This is a genomic window from Rhizobium sp. BK491 (assembly GCF_014194925.1).
Lineage (GTDB): Bacteria > Pseudomonadota > Alphaproteobacteria > Rhizobiales > Rhizobiaceae > Rhizobium.
The window spans coordinates 833,304-852,015 of record NZ_JACIAR010000003.1; the positions used below are offsets into that span (position 1 = coordinate 833,304).

Genomic DNA, 18,712 nt, shown 5'->3' on the forward strand with positions numbered 1-18,712 from the left:
GTATAATGAGTCAATGAGTATGCCAATTGAATGCCGAAGAATGACGCCGCTACGATCCTCTGCCGTCGCGGATCTGTGTGAAATAATCATCGGTGCCGACCTGGCCGCCCTTCAGCGCGATCTGCAGACCATTGGTGGGCGCATAGCTGCCGTGGGCCGTGCAAAGCGGCGAGCCGGGAGTTTGCGGCAATGGAAGAAGCGTCGTGAGCGCTTCGACACGCAATTCCTTGAGCGCGTGGCTCGACGTGTCGCCGCCGGCGATGACGGCGCGGCCGAGATTTTCCTCTTCGATCAACCGTCGCAGGATCGTGCCGAGAGCCCGCCCCAGGCGATGGCGGGCGCCGGGAATACGGTCTATATCGCCGCCGCGATCCGCCGATGGGCCGAGTGCCGTATGAAGAATGACGCTGCGGCCGGCCTTGAGGCTGGCCATGCCTGCGGCGACCGCTGCGTCAAGCGCCTGCCCGGCATCTTCGCCGACAAGCGCCAAGGGGTCGAGATCGATGCCGTCAAAACCATTGGCCGTCGCGCAGCGGATCTGCCGTTCAGTCGTCGGCGATACACTGCCGGAGACCACAGCCAGACGATCGACCTTGCCGGGAGGAGCGAATACCGGCTTCTCTTCGATCAAACCCTCATTCCGCCAGGCATCGAGAAGAGCATATTCGACACCGGACGAGCCTGCGACAAAGACGTTGCCCTTGATTGCCAGACGCCATAGCTGATGTCCCGCGGCAACCTGTGTTTCCGCACTGTCGACGTCGAGCAGCAGGATGCCCTCCCTGCCTCCCGTCAGCGCATCGATCCGTGCGTCGGCATCGGTTGCCCGGAGTGCGACGAGATCGGCGAGGCTGACGGGAAGGGACGTCTGTCTGCTCAGATGCACGGCCAGATCGGCCTCATCCATCGGCGTGACGGGATGCCGGCTCATGACCGGGTGTCGGTCGATACGGAAGACTTCGCCTTGATACGCGGCAAAGAGATGGCCAAAGGCAGTGTAACGCTTGAGCTGCGGCGCACCGACCACGACCGGCACGACGGATTGTGCAAAGAGCGCCTTGCCGATCTCGATCGCCTTGCCGATGTTGCCGATCTTCGGACTGGAATCGAAAGTCGAGCAGACCTTGTAATGGCATAGCGCGGCATCGAGGCTTTTCAGCCATTGAAATGCGAGCGTTAGATGTTCGTCCATCCATTGCGGCGTTTCGCTGCGGCTGGTGCCGGCAATGCCGATGGCGCGGCAATCCTTGAACCGCTCCAGTAAGGTTTCACTTGGTATGCCGAGGAAGAGAGCGGTTTGTACGCCGTTCGAGGCGAGGGCCTCCATGACGTCGGTCGAGCCGGTAAAGTCATCGCCGTAGTAGCTGAGAAGAAGATTGGACATCGCTGTCAGGCGTCCTTGCCGTCACTGAATTTTGCGATCGAGGCGGCAAGCTCCGGATGGTCCTTGGCATAGTCGGCAAGCGGTATGTCCGAAACCGCCGCTTGCCAGGCCTGCTGGATTGCACGAACGCCGGCAGCGGGTCCGAAGGGGTGGCTGACGATGCCGCCGCCGCAGAGATAGAGAAGGTCGGTCGTCCGGCCGGTTCGCTGGTAGGTTTCGGGCGCCTGGCCGCCCCATTGACCGGAACCGGCAACGGGAAGCGGACAGTCGGATGGATCGAAAAGCGGTGTGCGGATCGTCTTGAAGGATTCGACGAAGCTGTCGTCTGGTTCCCAATATTTGACCCTTATGCCGTTGATCTGGAACTGGTCGACCCCGAGCAGGCGCCAGAACTGCTGATACACCTTGAAATCCATCCCGGCGCCGGGATGACGGGTCAGGATATCCCAGCCATTGCGATGCGCATGCAGCACCAGTCCGGAACGCTTGCGCAGGAAGCTCATGCCGCCGAATCCGATAGAGTTGATGTTGACAACGGCGCAATTGCCGCCGGCCTTCAGCACGAGATCGTGGTTGCGCATCATCTCGTCGGGATCGGCATGCGAAATGCCGAAGGCGTACATCACCTTCTTGCCGGTCTTCTGCTCGTGATCGAGGATCAGGGGCATGATGGCCTCGACGCGCTCTTTGAGCGGCGAATAGGCCGGGCTCATCAGCTTCTCGTCGTCCTTGATGAAATCGACGCCGGAGCCGATCAACTCGCCGACCAGTGCCGCCGTTTCCCTTGGCCGAAGGCCAAGCGCCGGCTTCACGATCGTGCCGATGATCGGGCGACCGCTGACGCCGCTCAGGCGCATGCTGCCAGCAACGCCGAATTGCGGGCCGGGATGCGCGTTGCGGAAGGCCTCGGGCAGCTTCATATCGACAATGCGGATCCCGGTCATGCCCTTGATGGAGAAGACGCCGCCGATCGCGATTGTCATCAGTGCCGAAAGATCGGTACCGATCGCATCCAGCGGAAAGGCGATGTCGACATCGGCCCGATGGATCGGACCGTGGCCCTCGGCCGCCTCCGGCCAAGTCGGACGCTCCACGTCAGCAAGGGGATGGATCGCGACGACACGCGCGGCCACGCGCGCCTTGAGTTCTTCCGTCTCGCCCGGCACAGCGACGAAGGTGCCTGTCGACTGATCGCTGGCGATCTTGCGAGCCATCGCCTCGATGCTGCCTGGCGTTTCGATACGGTAGGTGATGGTAATAGTCATGAGTGGGTGAATGCTCCTCTCGCCGACGATTTTCCGCGTGGCGCAAACTGGTGATCTGGTATAATGAGTATTCCAACTTCTGCAAACTATTTTTTGCCCGGTTGTCGGTAGGGTGGGGCTTCCGCCATGGCGGCCAAAAATGCATAAGGGGTAAAAGCTTTGGGAAAGCGGGATTCCATGGGCGAGCCAGTCGAACAAATTGTACGCCGAAAGCTATCCGATGAAGTATTCGATCGGCTGGAACGGTTGATCACGTCGGGAGAGCTCAAGCCGGGTGATGAGATGCCGTCCGAGCGTGTCCTCATGGAGCGCTTCGGTGTCGGACGTCCGGCGATCCGGGAGGCCATGCAGGCCCTTGCCAATATGGGGCTGGTCAACATTTCCCATGGCGAACGTGCCAAGGTGCTTCAGCTCACTGCGAAGTCGATCTTTCGGCAGGTCGACCTGACCGCAAAGATCATGTTGTCGCAATCACCTGATTCCCTTGAACAGCTGAAGAGCGCCCGCATCTTCTTCGAGCGCGGCATGGCACGCGAGGCCGCACAGCGCGCGAGCAAGAAAGATGTTGCCGATCTCAGTGAAATTATCGACCGGCAGCGGGCATCCCTCGGACATGCCGAGGACTTCATTTCTGCTGATATGCAGTTCCATACGCGCATCGCCCAGATTTCCGGCAATCCAATCTTTGCTGCCGTCAGCGAAGCGATGCTCGCATGGCTGAAAGCCTATCATACCGACATGCTGATCTGGACCGGTAAGGAAAAGTTCACGCTGGTCGAACATGAGGAAATCCTCGCGCGCCTAGCTGAAAACGATGCAGATGGCGCCGAGCAGGCGATGCTCAAGCATCTGGAAAGATCGCGTGCGCTCTATACGAAATGAACCCGTCGGCGTTCGCCCGCCACGGCTCTGTGCCTTTGTCGTAATTCCTCCCCAATCCTTATGGAATCTGTTGGCACTCAAGAGAGGTGTGCGTGATGATTGATTTCTTTCAGCGAAACATGGCGCTATTCCTGGCCGCTCTCATGACGGCCGTGGCCATAACCCTTTATAATTTGAGCTGCCTTCTGCTCAGGCATCACCATACGATGCTGCACAATCTGCATCATGCGGCAGGCGCGTTGGTCCTCCTCGCCGGCTTCTACACCATGATCCGCTACATGCAGGCGTTGCCGGAGGATGACGGCTAGAAATACGCCAAACTCCAAAATTCGAGCCGGCAATTTCAGATAGAGTTCAGCCTGCGCGGCTATATCCTCGGCTTGTCCCGATGAAATATTGGCGACCCCTTCACTAGGTGTTGCCAAGTTCAATTTGGGAACCAGTTTCACAGCTAGTTCGTCGCACCACTCGGTGCTAAGCCCCCTGAACAACTGAGGATATCAAAACGTGGCTGATGTTTGTACGCAAGGCGTGGATACGGGCTTTGTTGCCCTGGGCTATGCCAAGATCGCAATTCTGGGCATCGTGCAGGGATTGACCGAGCTACTGCCGGTCTCGTCCACTGCCCATATGCGCGTGGTGCCCGCCTTGCTGGGCTGGCAGGACCCTGGTTCTGCCTTCTCGGCTACGATGCAGCTTGCAGCACTTGCAGCGATCGTCTCCTATTTCTGGAGCGACGTCCGCTACGTCACCTTTGGATCGCTCGATGCGATCAGGCAAAGGGACTGGAGCTCTCCTTCCATCCGGCTTGCGATCGCCATCGTCATCGCCACCATACCGATCGTGATCGCCGGCCTGCTGCTGTCATCCTCCCTGAACGCTTGCGGCACGTCTTTCCGCAGCCTCTGGGTCATCGGCATCGCCTGCGTGGTCATGGGCTTGCTCTTGGCGGTCGCTGAGCTTTACAGCCGCCATAGGAAGGATATCGGACAGATGACGCTGATGGATGCCCTTTTTGTCGGCATCACGCAGGTCGGTGCTCTTATCCCCGGTGTCTCGCGCTCGGGTTCGACCCTAACCGGCGCACTGTTCCTCGGCTTAAAAAGAGAGGAGGCGGCACGGTTCTCCTTCCTGCTCGGCTTACCGGCCATCGCTCTTGCCGGCTTGAAGGAGCTTTATGAGCTTCACAAGGCGCATATTCCGATGGAAGCCTGGTCGGTGCTGCTCGTTGGCCTGATTGTCGGCAGCATATCGTCCTTCATCACCATCTGGGGGCTGATGCGCTTTCTCGAACGCTTTTCGACCTGGCCTTTCGTCATCTACCGTATCGGTCTTGGCGCCGTCATCCTTTTTGGCGTGTTGACCATGGGCTGGGCCTGAGCCGCCCGTACCATTCGATCGCCAATGAAGAGGCGCCGCCGCCCATTAGGACGGCGCTTTTTGTCTTATGCCCGATCGAGGCCGCGGCCGGCACCAGAAACGGCGACCTGATCCTTGAGTAACAGGCTCGCTACTCCTTATTTGTGGCCCACAGTGCATGGAAATGCTGCACAGGCCCATGGCCGCTTCCGACGGAAAGCTGGCCTGCGGCAGCAACCGCGGCGGCGAGATAGGCCTTGCCGACGGCGATAGCTTCGGGGAGCGGCAGGCCCTTGGCGATCTCTGCCGCGATAGCGCTTGAGAGCGTGCAGCCCGTTCCATGCGTATTCTTGGTCGGCAACCGCTGAGCTTCGAACCAGGCCACATGATCGCCGCTTGCGAGCACATCCGGGCTTTCGTCACCCTCGAGATGACCACCCTTGACGAGGACTGCTGAAGGCCCGAGCGTGGCCAGCGCAAGCGCCTGGCGCGCCATGTCTTGGCGGCTTTTCGCCTCTGCGTCATGCAAGAGCGCAGCCGCCTCGGGTAGGTTCGGGGTAATGACGGTCCCAAGCGGCAGCAGCCGCGTGGTCAGCACGTCAACGGCATCGGCGGCCAGCAGGGCTGCGCCACCCTTGGCGATCATGACCGGGTCGAGGACGACGGGTACATCGCGATGTCGCGCCAGAATGTCCGCGACGGCACTGGCGATGGCGGCATTGGCGATCATACCGATCTTCACGGCATCCACACGGATGTCGGCAAAGATCGCATTGATCTGATCTGCCACGAAATGTGGAGGCACGGGATGGACGCCGGAGACGCCCTGCGTGTTCTGCGCCGTCAAAGCAGTCAGAGCCGCCATTCCATAAACGCCGCGAGCGGAGAAAGCCTTCAGGTCGGCCTGAATGCCAGCGCCGCCGGAGGGATCGGAGCCGGCGATAGATAGAACGTTGCGGATCATTGGCGAGCCTCCTTGATGGCTTTCGCGATGATGATTGTCGCCGCTTGCGGGTCCGGTTGTCCGCATATGGCTGAGACGACCGCGAGGCCATCTGCGCCGCACGAAAGGACATCGGCGGTATGAACAGCCTTCAGGCCGCCGATTGCCACTGAAGGAACCGGGCAAAGCCTGACGATGCGGGCAAGCCCGTCAAAGCCGATCGGTTGCTTGTGGTCGGGTTTGGTGGGTGTGGCAAAGACCGGACCGATCCCGGCATAGTCGATGATTCCGGCATCTATGGAGGAGGCGAGAGCCTCCGTTTCCACCGAGAGGCCGAGGATCATGTCCGGGCCGATCAGGCGGCGGGCGTCGGCGGCATTCATATCTTCCTGACCGATGTGAAGGCCATCGGCGCCGATGGCGATGGCAGCCTCGACATTGTCGTTGACGATCAGCCGGACATTCGTTCCGTGCAGGATTTGCTTGAGGGCGAGGCCAGTCTCGATCATGGCCGCGGTTGACGCTTCCTTGTCGCGAAGCTGGACGATGGTAACGCCGCCGGCAACCGCTGCACGGGTCGTTTCAATCATGCCGATATTGGCGCACAGTACCGGATCGAGGACAAGATAGAGCGAGAGATCGAAGTCTTTCATGCCGCAGATATCCTTGCGTCGCGATCCAGTGTCTCCGGGCTCAAAGCGGCGAGTGCGTCAAGGAAGCGCCAGGAGAAGGAGCCTGGTCCCCCAGCAGCGGCCCCCGCCTGTTCGCCGGCCACGGCAAAGACGGCAAGCGCCGCTATGGTCGCATGGAACGGATCATCCGGAGCTGCCGCCGCAAACGCACCGACGAGGCAGGTTAGCGAGCATCCAAGTGCGGTTACTTGCGGTATCAATGGCGAACCGCCTGCAATGCGCTTCGCCTTCTGCCCATCCGTCACGAAATCCGTAACGCCTGTGACTGCCACTACGCAGCTGTGCTTTTCCGCGAGTTGAAGGGCGGAATCTTCCGCCTGCTCGACGGCATCGCGGCTATCGACGCCCTGGCCGCGGCTCGTCCCGCCGGCAAGCGCGATGATCTCGGATGCGTTGCCGCGAATGATTGTCGGCTTTAGTTCCAACAAGCGCGTGATGGCATCGCGGCGAAACCCTGTCGCATAATGGGCGACGGGATCGAGGACCCAGGGCTTGCCCGTCTCGTTTGCCGACTGAGCGGCCTTCCGCATGCCCGCAAGCCAGCCGGACGAAAGCGTGCCGATATTGATCGTCAGCGCGCCGGAGATAGCGGCAAACTCTCCGGCTTCCTCTTCGGCATGTACCATTGCCGGCGATGCGCCGGCGGCAAGCATCACATTGGCCGCGATATTCATGGCGACGAAATTGGTGATGCATTGCACCAGCGGAGGGTTCGCCCGCATGGTGCGAAGTAGATTGCCTGCAGTTGTTTGGTCTTGCATATCGCCCCTTTCAGGCGGCGAGACGCGTAGGGACGACGTGCTTCAGCTTCGCGAGGTCCCGAGCGACTTCCTCCGCCAGCATGATCTGGTTCAGGTTCGAAGGGTGCTTCTCAGCCCGCCGGATAGCGGACGCCCCTGTCTCTCATCTCTCTTCTTTTCGCAGACAAAGGCGGCGCTGTCATCAGCGAATCGCAAAGGCAGGCGTGACCGACGAATGAAGATCGCCTGCATTTCGGGCGACGCATGCAGTAGACGCATAGGTGCAGTGATTCCTTAGCTCTGCAAAAAGCCAATGGGTTCGACTATATAGTTCCTATCGAAGCGACGGGAGCGCCAAGCACGGCTGCTCAGCTTCGAAAGCCCAAGGAAAGGGGATCATCATGAACGTAGCACGCTCTTTCAACAACTGGCGCAAGTATCGTCAGACGGTCGCCGAACTGGGCCGTATGTCCACGCGCGAACTGCACGACCTGGGTATCGATCGCGGTGAGATCCGCAATGTTGCCCGCGCAGCGGTCGCTCGCTAACGGCCGCGACGGCTCCTTATAAAAACTGCATTATACCAGCGCCTGTTCCCCCGAGCAGGCGCTTTTGCTTTATGGGCATCCCGCTCATTCTTCGCCGCCCTGGCTGAAGATTACGATCGACCCAGCTGCCCGATTTTCGCATGGCGCATAACTGCCTTGCAAAGAAATGCCTATGAACTGAGCAAAAGACTGGTATGTTCGTATTCATCGAAGCGATGCATCTCCTCCCGCATCCCTTCGCTTGGCAGACGTCCTTATCCTCCTCCCAGGGACGGCTGCAGGAATAGTGGAACTCCTCCTCCCATCCGCTGTTCGGTTCTTGTAAAAAGCCTGCCGCTCCTCCTCCCGCGGCAGGCTTTTTCGTTTCATGAACCTCCAGGCATTTGCCAATGGCCTAACGCGATCGAAGAGTCCGCGCCCTAACCCAGGCGGCAAGAGCGCTTCCGCGTTAAAGAGTGCGCATTCTCCTCTCGCAAAAATGGAGAGCGGCCCCTATGTGCGATCTATGTAGCGCGCTACATCGAAGATCGCCCAAATTCGATTCCCGAAAAAGGAGGATGCCCATGACCGGCCCTGCCGAATATACCCCGCCGAAAATCTGGACCTGGAACAAGGCCAACGGCGGCCAGTTCGCCAATATCAATCGCCCGATTGCCGGCCCGACTCACGAGAAGGAGCTGCCGCTAGGACGCCATCCCCTTCAGCTCTATTCGCTTGGAACGCCCAACGGCGTGAAGGTCACGATTATGCTCGAAGAGCTGCTGGCGCTTGGTCACAGCGGTGCGGAATATGATGCCTGGCTGATCAAGATTGGTGAGGGCGATCAATTCGGCAGCGGTTTCGTTGACATCAATCCGAATTCGAAGATCCCGGCTTTGCTCGACCGCAGTGGCCCGAAGCCGGTTCGCGTTTTCGAATCGGCCTCGATTTTGATGTATCTCGCCGAAAAATTCGGCGCCTTCCTGCCGACCGAGCAGCCGGCTCGGGCCGAATGCATCTCCTGGCTGTTCTGGCAGATGGGCAGCGCGCCCTATCTCGGCGGCGGTTTCGGTCATTTCTACGCCTATGCGCCGACGAAGATCGAATACGCGATCGACCGTTTTGCCATGGAGGTGAAGCGTCAGCTCGATGTTCTCGATCGTCGCCTGGCCGAAAGCGAATATATCGCCGGCAGCGACTATACGATTGCCGATATCGCCATCTGGCCGTGGTACGGCGGTTTGGCCAAGGGGTGGCAATACGGCGCGGCCGAGTTCCTGCAGGTGCAGGACTATAAGAACGTGCAGCGCTGGGCCGAGCAAATCTACTCGCGTCCTGCCGTCAAGCGCGGCCGCATGGTCAACCGCATGTCGGGCGATCCATCTGAGCAGCTGCGTGAGCGCCATGATGCCAGCGACTTCGAGACGAAGACGCAGGATAAGCTGGAAGCCGCCGGCTGATCCGACCATTCGCTTTGCAGAAATGAGCTCGCGGCCCTCCGGATCGCGAGCTTTTTTATTGCGCTTACTGCTGGCGCTGCCGGCCTTGGCAAGTCAGCCTCGCTCCATCTTGTGAAGCGTAATGTTCGGCTGCCGAGGCTCCCCCGCTCGGCGTAGACCGCAGCGCGATTCTGCAAAGCGTGTCGACATTGGCGAAAGAGGAATGCTTCTCCATGCAGCAAGTTGCTGACGACCGTACCCTGGATAAAAATGCGACTACGGGCGCGTTGTCGAAGCAACAGAGCGAGGCGAGGGATGCGCTGCTGAAACACCTGGTGTCGGGTGGCGATGAACGGCTGGATTGCGATCCGCTCACCGGGCTCAACATGTATGGCTATGGTCCGGCACCCCGGCCCGAAGATCTCGCTTTCGGCTCGTCGACGGCATCGACCATATCCGCCGCCGCCTTTGCCGCGGTCGAATCCTTTTACGCGCATCTGAGACGGGAGATGGAAACAAGCTCGCCGACGGCTGTCTACGATCGTGAAATCGGGCGCGTGCGGGAGGATCTGTTGCGCTTGCTCGGCCTCAACCAAGCGTCGGACCCCAGGATCGATGCGATCCTGGCCACATCGGGCACGGACATTCATCTCTTTTCGGCAGCACTGCTGGCGGGCGAGAACGAGCGCGCCCTGATGACCATCACGCTGATGGGGAACGAAACGGGCAGCGGCGTCATGACGGCGTCGGCCGGGCGGCATTTCATGAGCCGCGTCAGCAGCGAGCGCGCCGTCGTCAAGGGTGAGGAACTGCGGGCGGGCGACGCAACGCGCAACGCCACCATTGCCGTGCGCAACAAGGATGGTTCCCTTCGCGCCGATAGCGAGGTGGAAGAGGAGCTGCGCGGCCTCATCGAGCTTGCCCGCGCAGCCGGCCTCAGGTGCCTTCTCGTCGTAACAGACGTATCGAAGACCAGCCTGCTGGCGCCGAGCCTTGAGACCGTCATGCGTCTGAAGGAGCGTTTCGGCACCGTGCTGGATATCATGATCGATGCCTGCCAGTTTCGCCTGTCAGCGGCAACGATCCGCGCCTATCTCGCCCATGGTTTCATGGTCGCGCTCACGGGTTCGAAATTCCTCGCCGGGCCGATTTTCAGCGGGGCGCTTCTCTGCCCGCCACAAATATCGGAGCGCTTCAAATCGCGCACTCTGCCTGCAGCGTTGGCAGATTATTGCGGGAAGGCAGAGTGGCCGGAAGGCTGGGCCGCCCGCAATATCTTGCCGGAGCGCGCCAATCTCGGCCTCCTGCTACGCTGGAAAGCCGCGCTGTTCGAACTCGGATGCTTCCTCGATATTCCTGAAGACCGTGTAGTCAAGGTTTTGTCCGCTTTTGCCGAGGCAGTCTCCGATCGTCTTGCGAACGATCCGGCTTTCGAGCCTTTGCAGAGCCGGCCGTTAGAGCGGCGTGAGCTGTGGGGCACATCATCGGCTCTTCGCTGGGATGAAATTCCCTCCATCTTTTCGTTTTACCTGCGCAATTGCACAGATGGCGCCATGCTGACCGCAGCGGAAATGGCAGCGGTCTACAAGGAGCTGGCCGTCGAAGGCGATGGAGTTGCCCTGGTGCGTCTCGGCCAGCCCGTTCGCTGTGCCGATTTTGGTGATGTACCGGCAAGTGCCCTTAGAATTTGCCTGAGCGCGCCGCTGGTCGTGGCCGCTTCCAAGAGCGATGAAGCGCTTGCGGCGGTGGTCGCGCAAGCGATGCAGGTTCTGGATCGCACAGCCGAGGCGGCGGCCCGGCAAAGGCAAGGCAATGCCAAGGACATGCGCCGCAGCGCCTGAAGTTCACACGACGGCTTCAGCTGGCGCGGTGGCTCATCGGCAGCGGATCATGAACCTCGGCGCTCGTCCCCGTCAAAGCCGGCGAAATCGCCTCTGACGATGCCGTGTCGCTGGAGCTTGTCGTAGAAGGTCTTCCTGGGAATGCCGAGCGCTTCGATGGTACGGCGTACATCGCCATTGTTCTGCGACAGGGTTTCGCGGATGAGCTCGGCTTCGTAGCGCTCTACTCGAGCGGGCAACGGCAAACCTTCATCCGTCGCCGGCGCTTCGTCAGATTTTGCCGTTGTTGCCGATTCGAGACCGAGCACGAAGCGCTCGGCAAAATGCGAGAGTTCGCGAACGTTGCCCGGCCAGTCGTGCTGCTGCAGATGGCGGCGCACCGCTGTAGATAGGGCGGGCACCTCGCGCTTGAAGCGGCCGGCGGCGCGATCGGCGAAATGGCCGAAGAGCAGGGGAATGTCATCGCGGCGTTCACGCAATGGCGGAATGGAAAGCGTGACAACGTTGAGGCGATAGTAGAGATCCTCGCGAAAATCGCCGCGCTGGCGGGGATCGCCGAGGTCGACCTTCGCCGCAGCAACGACGCGAAGATCGACGGGACGGACTTCATTGGTGCCGAGCGGTGTCACCTCGCGCATTTCCAGCACGCGCAGCATCTGCACCTGAATTGCCGGCGGCATGCTTTCGATCTCGTCGAGAAACAGGGTGCCGGCGCTTGAATGTTCGATGCGCCCAACGCGCTTCTTCTGGGCGCCGGTAAAAGCGCCCGGTTCGTGGCCGAACAGTTCGCTCTCGATCACGGTTTCGGGCAGGGCACCACAATTCAACGCAACGAAATTGCCCTTCGCTCGCCGACTCCACCGATGCAGCAGGCTCGCCACCACCTCCTTGCCGCTGCCAGTCTCTCCCGTGACAAGCACATCGACATCCGTATCGGCGATCTGCCGCAGCGTATGGCGCAGCCGCTCGATGGCAGGAGTCTGTCCGATCAGCGGCAGATCGCCCTGCGCCTGCTCCGCCGCCTGCCGCAAGGTCCTATTTTCCAGCACAAGGCGTCGCTTCTCGGCCGCGCGTCGCACGCTCTGCACCAGCCGATCTGTGGCGAAGGGCTTCGCGATGAAATCATAGGCGCCATCCTGGATCGCCTGCACCGCCATCGGAATATCGCCATGACCCGTCATGAGAATGACCGGCAGATCGGCGTCAAGCATCTTGATGCGGGCAAAGAGCTGCTGCCCGTCCATCTGCGGCATGCGGATATCGGAAACGACGACACCGGCAAAATCGGCGTCGAGAACAAGAAGCGCTTCGCCAGCGACAGAGAAGGCGGATACGGCGAAGCCAGCCAATTCCAGCGTCTGTTTCGTCGCCCTCAACAGATCCTTGTCGTCGTCGATCAGGAAAACGGGGGAACTCTCATTCATGGCGTGGCCTTGCGCAAATGGACGGTGAAGCGAGTGCCGCTGCCGTTGCTCTCGACATCAATCCGGCCGCCATAATCGACGACGATATCCTTCGAAATGACGAGACCAAGGCCGAGGCCTTTTTCCTTGGACGTGTTGAAGGGTGTAAACAGCGAGTCGAGGATCGCCACGGGAATGCCGGGGCCGTTGTCCGAAACTACGATCTCGACTTCCTCTGAAGTTTCGCGCACTGACACCTCCACCTTGGCCTCGTCGCGACCTTCCAGGGCCTCTAGAGCATTTTGAAAGAGGTTGATCAGCACTTGCTCCAGCCGGATGCGGGTTCCGACAACGCCGAGCCCCGTTGGTGGCAACTCGATCTTCAGCGCATCCAGGCGGCCGGCAAAGCGGCTCCTCAGTAGGACCACGGCCCCCTCTATCACGCTCCTGAGATCAACCGGCTCCGGCGCGGTCCTTCCCTTACGGGCGAAGGCTTTCAGTTCTTCGGTGATCGTGCCGATACGCTCCGTCAACGCCGCGATCGCCGAAAGGTTTTCCTTCACCGGCTCCATCTGCCGCCGGTCGAGGAAGACATTGGCATTCTCAGCATAGGCACGGATCGTCGCCACCGGCTGATTGATCTCATGGGCTACGCCGGCGGCGACCTGACCCAGGATGGCAAGGCGATTGGCCTGCACGAGATCCTGCTGCACGCCTTGCAACTTGGCTTCAGTCGCACGGTGGTCTGCAATTTCCGCCTCCAGCCGGTCACGGGCCTGGCTTAAGTCCTCCGTGCGCTCGAGAACCCGGCGTTCCAGCTCATCACGCGCGATCCTGCTCACGGCGATCTGCATGGCGGAAACATCGCGGCGCCGCAGCAGGAAAGCGGCGAATGCGAGGATCGGCAGAAGGACGGTCAAGGCGAGGAAACGTGTCTCGCGCACGGACGAGGCGATCGCCTGATCGGTCGGGATCAGATAGCCGAGCTGCCAGGGCGTCGATGGAACCGCGACCGCCAGCCGCAAATATTCCGCAGCGCTGCTTCCAGGCAGAATGGCACGCACGATGGTTGCATCCGGGCCAACTTCTTCGGGATGGCTGACCGGAAGTGGCGAAAGCGGTGCCGCGCCGAATTGCAGGCTTTTTCGAATCGTGTCGGCTTCCTCGCGCGCAAGCGGAGCGGTCGTCATGAAGCGCCATGAGGGCAGGCTGGTGATGAGCACGACACCGCGTTCGTCGGTCACGTAAGCGGGGCGGCCGGTCTCGCTCCAGTCAGCCTCCAGCTGATCGAACTCCATCTTCACCACAACGACACCAAGCGCAGAGCCGACATCGCCGACACGGCGGGAAATGTAGAGGCCAGGGCGATTGCTGACCGTGCCGAGCGCATAATGCTCGGCGGTTCCCGTTTCCATGGCTTTGCGGAAATAGTCACGAAAGGAATAGTCGTTGCCGACGAAACTCAAGGGCTCCCGCCAATTGCTGGAGGCCATGGCAACGCCGTCCTTGCCGGTGACGTAGAGAACGGAGGCACTGGTGCCCGAGACAAGACTTTCCAGCTTGCGGTCCAGGGCGACAACATCGTCGATGTGCTTCTCGGCGAGCGCATCTCGGACCTGCTGATCGTCGGCCAGCAAGAGTGGCAGGGCGCGCGGACGTTCGAGGACTGCGCGCAGCAGGGCAACCTTGAGGTTCGCATCCGTGTGCCCTTGCCTCTGCAGCGTTTCTATTGCCGAGAGCCGACCATAGAAATTCGCGCCATAAAGACCAGCCGCAATGACAGCCGCACTTAGAAACGCAAACACGAGCCAGACCCGGCGTGAGCGCCGGCCCAGTTGCTCGGGCGTTAGAAATCGTTCGTTGGCCGGGCGCTGCAGCATTGCCGTATTGTGCATGATTTCGCGCGCGCCGCAATTCGATCTGTGCGAATAATCGCATAGATCGATGATCCTCGATCCGCACCGGCAATTAAAACTCAACAAAAGCAATGTGTTAAAATCATGGCGCGCGTTTGGCACGGTCATTGCAACGGATGATGAAACAGTCGGAGGCTGTTGAATTCTAGTCGTCGCCCGGAGGGCCGAGAGATCGGTTGGGCTTAACGGAGGACATCATGATTGCTCCCATCGCTGCCGCGGAAACGCGCGCCAAAGTTCCCTTCTACCGGCATCTCTATGTGCAGGTTCTCACCGCCATCGCTGCCGGCATCCTGCTTGGTCACTATTATCCGCAGCTCGGCACGTCGTTGCAGCCGCTCGGCGATGCCTTCATCAAGCTGGTGCGCATGGTCATCGCGCCCGTCATCTTCCTGACGGTCACGACCGGCATCGCCGGCATGTCGGACTTGAAGAAATTCGGTCGCGTCGTCGGCAAGTCGTTCATCTACTTCCTGACCTTCTCGACTTTGGCGCTGATCGTCGGTCTCATCATTGCCAACGTCGTGCAGCCGGGTGCCGGCATGCACATCAATCCGGCGACGCTGGATACGAAGGCCGTCAACAACTATGCGGCACAGGCCCATGACGCGTCGGTCGTCGGCTTCCTGATGAACATCATTCCGGATACCATCGTCGGCGCTTTCGCCAAGGGCGATATTCTCCAGGTGCTGTTCTTCTCGGTCGTCTTCGGCATTGCGCTTGGCGCTGCCGGCGAACGCGGCCGCCCGGTGACGGATTTCCTGCAAGCACTAACCACGCCGATCTTCCGCATGGTTGCCCTGCTGATGAAGTTTGCTCCCATCGGTGCCTTCGGCGCCATGGCGTTTACCATCGGCAAATATGGTATCGGCACGATCGCCAATCTGGCCTTCCTGATCGGCACCTTCTACGCCACGTCGCTGCTGTTCGTGCTCGTCGTGCTCGGCGCCGTTGCCCGCTATAATGGCTTCTCGATCCTGGCGCTGATCCGCTACATCAAGGAAGAGCTGCTGCTCGTTCTCGGCACCTCGTCGTCCGAAGCTGCATTGCCGGGCCTGATGAACAAGATGGAGCGTGCCGGCTGCAAACGCTCCGTCGTCGGCCTCGTCATCCCCACGGGTTACTCCTTCAACTTGGACGGCACCAATATCTATATGACGCTGGCGGCGCTGTTCATCGCACAGGCAACCGATACGCCGCTGACCTTCGGCGACCAGATCCTGCTGCTGCTCGTCGCCATGTTGAGCTCCAAGGGTGCTGCCGGCATCACCGGTGCAGGCTTCATCACGCTTGCTGCTACCCTTGCTGTCGTACCGTCGGTTCCGATCGCCGGCATGGCGCTGATCCTCGGCATCGACCGCTTCATGTCCGAATGCCGTGCACTGACGAACTTTGTCGGCAATGCGGTTGCTACGATCGTCGTCGCCCGCTGGGAAAACGAGCTCGACCAGACCAAGTTTGCCGCCGCCATGGCGGGGCAATTGGGCGAAGAAATCGAGGTGCCTGCCCTGCAGGCCGCCGAGTAAACTTCGCATTATCCTCCCAAGGATGAAATGGCCCTTTCGAGGGCTGTTTTTCCACTTCCGTTCCGTTCGATCACAGTTTCGTGTAGCACCGCCAGATGGCTGCTGCCCCTCGCATCATCAACAGTCGCCTTCATAAAACTGTCACTGCAACAGCTCACAGCATCATACTGACAGTTGTGAATTTCGACGAAACCCGAGCGGACAGGAGGGCAGCGTGTCACAGACGATTTTTGTGAGCACAAGCCAGCCAGCTTCGAGGAGCATGTGCGTCGATCGACCATGTCGCGAGTAGCGCACATGGCTTCCTCACTCTCAGCGCAGCAAAAAGCCTTGCGACGGTCGGAGAGTTTTCTGTCCGAACTTGCCTCCCATGCGGACGAGTTGCTGCACGGCCAAGTCCATGAGCAATATGCCGCCATCTGCTACAGGAAGGCGCCCGACTGCGATGAAGCCGAGATGCTCGTCGTCACCAGCCGGGAAAGCGGCCGATGGGTCGTGCCCAAGGGCTGGCCGATCAAGGGCAAGAAGCCGCATGAAGTTGCTGCCATCGAGGCTTACGAAGAAGCCGGCGTACGCGGCAAGGTTAAGAAAAAGCCGTTCGGCTATTTCACCTATTTAAAGCAGCTTGCCGACGGCAATCGCGTTCCCTGCATTGTCGGATTACATCTGCTTGAGGTTGATCAGACCTTTCAGGACTTCCCGGAGCGAGGCCAGCGCCGTGTCGAGTGGGTTTCCTTCGTCGAAGCAGCCAACCGTGTGCGTGAACCGGAACTCAAGGGACTTTTGCTTGCGGCTGAGCGAAAGGTGCGCAAGGCAAAAGGCAAGAAATGATCTTCATCGTTACTGAGTGGGTTCGCAGCCGGCCGGCGGCTGTCGTCGCAAGACGGCGCGCTGCAGTGCTCGTTTCTCTGTAACCGTGACGTGTTGTCGCTATCACAGAATATTAAATCGCGAAATTAGCCGAGAGCCAGGCGATTGGCAGCTATGCGCTTCCGTGCTTGCCCTCGCCGCATTGATGCCTATATTGACGCAGCGTTCGGCCGTGTCTGTTTAGGTCGATATGCCTCATGGCTGCAATAGCTGCCTTCACCCGGCAACGATTTGGCCGGCGGACTTTGGAAGGAGAAATTTCATGTCCATTACTCCGAATAATATCGATAGTTCAAAGGTTTCTACGGTTCCTGATGGTGAGATTGCTGCTGCTGTGCGGCAGGCGCGTGAAGCCATCGGCTATACGATTGACGACCTCTCGGAAACCTGCGGCCTCACCAGCGAGGAAATCATTGAAATCGAGGCTGGGGCCGAGGCCGATCCGGCAAAACTTCGCCGTATTGCCACCGCATTACAGGTTCCGCCATCGACTTTCTTCATCGTCTGAGCAGGCGGCGCACTTCGGTGCGCCCCTTCAAAGTTCCGACGGCACTTTTCGTCGCAAAACACCGCAGATCTTGACGCGACGTGCACCGGGTCGGCGTGACGACTTCCGAAAAGCGTCGGTCGCGCTCATGCATGTCTATCGGCTTTCTAAGCGAAAACTCCCATAATTATACATCGAAAATAAGCCAATATTCGTGTGATTTTATGAGTATTCGCTCTTTTTCCTGTCGCGATACTGGTCAAAATCGTTTCAAAGCTTTAACCTGTACCAATCAAATACGTTTTATTAGTCGTACTTTTATCGAAGCAGCATGATACGGCACGCCTGCCGTAAGTGAGATGTATTCGATGGCGCTCATTGGGACGTACAGCATGCGGGGGAATGATGAGAATGGCGGCGCCGACCTCGATCACGGTGAGCAGCTCGTTAATTCAATCCCTGTTGAAGTTCCCAGTCCTCAGACGAACGCGGATGACCGCACGCCATTACCCCAGGAGCGAACGCAAGCTGAAGGGAGTAGTTTGGATCGAGCGCCAGCTAAAGAGGACAAACTAGCAGCCTTGGACCAGATCGCTCGGGACATGACGTTGCTCGCCACGCTCGTGACGAGACGGCGATACGCGAAATCCGAAAACGCGGGGGATCGAGATCAGGCGCCGTCATTTGACGCCTCCAGCGATCCAGAAGAACTGGCATTCGCGCCTATCGGCATCGCATCGCGTGATGGTGACGAGCTTCAATTCATCGCTTCAATTGGCCAGGCAATCGAGTATCTTACCACGCAATGGCCGATCCGCAGCGGGGATGCCTTCGAAGAAGCGCTGCAAGCCTGTATCGACGGCGTCAAAGGCAGAGCCTCACCTGAGCAGGTTCGCTCTGCTTTCCTGAAGGCCGCAGATGCGGTGAGTATACGCGTTGTTATCGCCGGCGATTAAAGCCCGGTCTGTTAAACCTTCCCGTCCCCTGGAATCGCAGAGCACCACAGCGTGTGCGTGAAAAGGCGCAACTGCATGGTGCAAACGAGGAGGCCCGACCAGTGCTTGAAGCAAGGCGGCCGGGCCTCCCGTCCATCGCAAATTGGCGGTTGCGATAGCTACAAAGATGTGGCTTTTCACTGTCCTGTCGTCCATACGCAAAGCGACAGCGGAGGTCCGATTGCGCCTGACGTTGGAAAGCCGGTTTTAAAGTAAGCCGATACCTAACACCGACACGCCGCTTGTCTCGCAATGCTTCAGCCCGAGATGCCCAGTTCTTCTCCCGTTTGAATGCTATGGCAAGCACAGACCATATACGTCTGTTTTCGCGCATGCGCTGCCGGCAGGTTCTTTCCGAAAGGGATGTTGGGGCAGGGCATTGAGTGCAGTTGGGAGGCCAGACGTTCCTTCAAAGGGTCCGCCCCGTCAGGCCTCCCGGCGCA

At 59.7% G+C, this 18,712-nt stretch carries 17 protein-coding genes and 1 riboswitch; of the genes, 9 read left to right on the forward strand and 8 right to left on the reverse strand.

The annotated features are described in order from the left end of the window. Positions 1 to 49: 49 nt before the first annotated feature. Positions 50 to 1,384 carry a four-carbon acid sugar kinase family protein gene (locus FHX05_RS18270; protein ID WP_183873509.1) on the reverse strand — a complete coding sequence of 445 codons (1,335 nt, stop codon included), beginning with the start codon at positions 1,382 to 1,384 and terminating at the stop codon, positions 50 to 52. Positions 1,385 to 1,389: 5 nt separating this feature from the next. Next, on the reverse strand, positions 1,390 to 2,649 hold the full coding sequence (gene oiaX / locus FHX05_RS18275; RefSeq protein ID WP_183873511.1) for a 3-oxo-isoapionate-4-phosphate decarboxylase OiaX: 1,260 nt from the start codon (positions 2,647 to 2,649) through the stop codon (positions 1,390 to 1,392). Between the two features lie 177 nt (positions 2,650 to 2,826). Here oiaX and FHX05_RS18280 point away from each other — a divergent pair, with 177 nt between their 5' ends. Further along, a complete protein-coding gene (locus tag FHX05_RS18280) occupies positions 2,827 to 3,531 on the forward strand; it encodes a transcriptional regulator NanR (RefSeq protein WP_015342988.1) in 705 nt (234 codons plus the stop codon). A gap of 125 nt (positions 3,532 to 3,656) precedes the next feature. Here the strand turns inward: FHX05_RS18280 and FHX05_RS18285 are convergent, their stop codons facing one another. Beyond that, complete coding sequence (locus tag FHX05_RS18285) at positions 3,657 to 3,980, reverse strand: hypothetical protein (RefSeq protein WP_183873513.1); 324 nt, start codon at positions 3,978 to 3,980, stop codon at positions 3,657 to 3,659. Between the two features lie 58 nt (positions 3,981 to 4,038). Between FHX05_RS18285 and FHX05_RS18290 the strand changes: the two genes are divergently transcribed. Beyond that, the gene (locus tag FHX05_RS18290) at positions 4,039 to 4,911 is read left to right on the forward strand and encodes an undecaprenyl-diphosphate phosphatase (protein ID WP_112603674.1); all 873 of its coding nucleotides are present in this window, start codon (positions 4,039 to 4,041) and stop codon (positions 4,909 to 4,911) included. Positions 4,912 to 5,041: 130 nt separating this feature from the next. Here the strand turns inward: FHX05_RS18290 and thiD are convergent, their stop codons facing one another. The 3 genes from thiD to thiM are packed head-to-tail and all read right to left on the reverse strand — an operon-like array spanning position 5,042 to position 7,286. Further along, positions 5,042 to 5,854: a bifunctional hydroxymethylpyrimidine kinase/phosphomethylpyrimidine kinase gene (gene thiD, locus FHX05_RS18295; protein WP_183873515.1), complete on the reverse strand. Its 813-nt coding sequence runs from the start codon at positions 5,852 to 5,854 to the stop codon at positions 5,042 to 5,044. Beyond that, entirely contained in the window at positions 5,851 to 6,486 is a 636-nt protein-coding gene (gene thiE / locus FHX05_RS18300) for a thiamine phosphate synthase (protein ID WP_183873516.1), read from the reverse strand. Before thiE ends, thiD begins: the two co-directional genes overlap by 4 nt. Beyond that, a complete protein-coding gene (gene thiM, locus FHX05_RS18305) occupies positions 6,483 to 7,286 on the reverse strand; it encodes a hydroxyethylthiazole kinase (RefSeq protein ID WP_183873518.1) in 804 nt (267 codons plus the stop codon). Before thiM ends, thiE begins: the two co-directional genes overlap by 4 nt. A 50-nt stretch (positions 7,287 to 7,336) precedes the next feature. Continuing rightward, positions 7,337 to 7,433, reverse strand: a riboswitch (TPP riboswitch). A gap of 233 nt (positions 7,434 to 7,666) precedes the next feature. Here thiM and FHX05_RS18310 point away from each other — a divergent pair. The 3 genes from FHX05_RS18310 to FHX05_RS18320 all read left to right on the forward strand — a co-directional run bounded on the left by FHX05_RS18310 (position 7,667) and on the right by FHX05_RS18320 (position 11,072). Continuing rightward, a complete protein-coding gene (locus FHX05_RS18310) occupies positions 7,667 to 7,813 on the forward strand; it encodes a DUF1127 domain-containing protein (protein WP_168840184.1) in 147 nt (48 codons plus the stop codon). Positions 7,814 to 8,376: 563 nt separating this feature from the next. Next, complete coding sequence (yghU, locus tag FHX05_RS18315; protein ID WP_112337175.1) at positions 8,377 to 9,252, forward strand: glutathione-dependent disulfide-bond oxidoreductase; 876 nt, start codon at positions 8,377 to 8,379, stop codon at positions 9,250 to 9,252. 212 nt (positions 9,253 to 9,464) lie between these two features. Continuing rightward, positions 9,465 to 11,072 carry a hypothetical protein gene (locus tag FHX05_RS18320; protein ID WP_183873520.1) on the forward strand — a complete coding sequence of 536 codons (1,608 nt, stop codon included), beginning with the start codon at positions 9,465 to 9,467 and terminating at the stop codon, positions 11,070 to 11,072. A gap of 47 nt (positions 11,073 to 11,119) precedes the next feature. On the opposite strand, the gene FHX05_RS18325 is transcribed toward FHX05_RS18320, so the two are convergent. Then, positions 11,120 to 12,496, reverse strand: a complete 1,377-nt coding sequence (locus FHX05_RS18325; protein WP_183873522.1) for a sigma-54 dependent transcriptional regulator — start codon at positions 12,494 to 12,496, stop codon at positions 11,120 to 11,122. Beyond that, positions 12,493 to 14,370 carry a sensor histidine kinase gene (locus FHX05_RS18330; RefSeq protein ID WP_246698983.1) on the reverse strand — a complete coding sequence of 626 codons (1,878 nt, stop codon included), beginning with the start codon at positions 14,368 to 14,370 and terminating at the stop codon, positions 12,493 to 12,495. The genes FHX05_RS18325 and FHX05_RS18330 overlap by 4 nt, the downstream gene beginning before the upstream one ends. Before the next feature lie 218 nt (positions 14,371 to 14,588). Between FHX05_RS18330 and FHX05_RS18335 the strand changes: the two genes are divergently transcribed. The 4 genes from FHX05_RS18335 to FHX05_RS30415 all read left to right on the forward strand — a co-directional run bounded on the left by FHX05_RS18335 (position 14,589) and on the right by FHX05_RS30415 (position 18,230). Continuing rightward, positions 14,589 to 15,917 carry a dicarboxylate/amino acid:cation symporter gene (locus FHX05_RS18335; RefSeq protein ID WP_112414994.1) on the forward strand — a complete coding sequence of 443 codons (1,329 nt, stop codon included), beginning with the start codon at positions 14,589 to 14,591 and terminating at the stop codon, positions 15,915 to 15,917. Between the two features lie 297 nt (positions 15,918 to 16,214). After that, a complete protein-coding gene (locus FHX05_RS18340) occupies positions 16,215 to 16,748 on the forward strand; it encodes an NUDIX hydrolase (RefSeq protein WP_183713822.1) in 534 nt (177 codons plus the stop codon). 301 nt (positions 16,749 to 17,049) lie between these two features. Continuing rightward, positions 17,050 to 17,295, forward strand: coding sequence for a helix-turn-helix transcriptional regulator (locus FHX05_RS18345; RefSeq protein WP_112603660.1), 246 nt, complete (start codon positions 17,050 to 17,052; stop codon positions 17,293 to 17,295). Between the two features lie 347 nt (positions 17,296 to 17,642). After that, a complete protein-coding gene (locus FHX05_RS30415; RefSeq protein WP_246698984.1) occupies positions 17,643 to 18,230 on the forward strand; it encodes a DUF982 domain-containing protein in 588 nt (195 codons plus the stop codon). Positions 18,231 to 18,712: the final 482 nt, after the last annotated feature.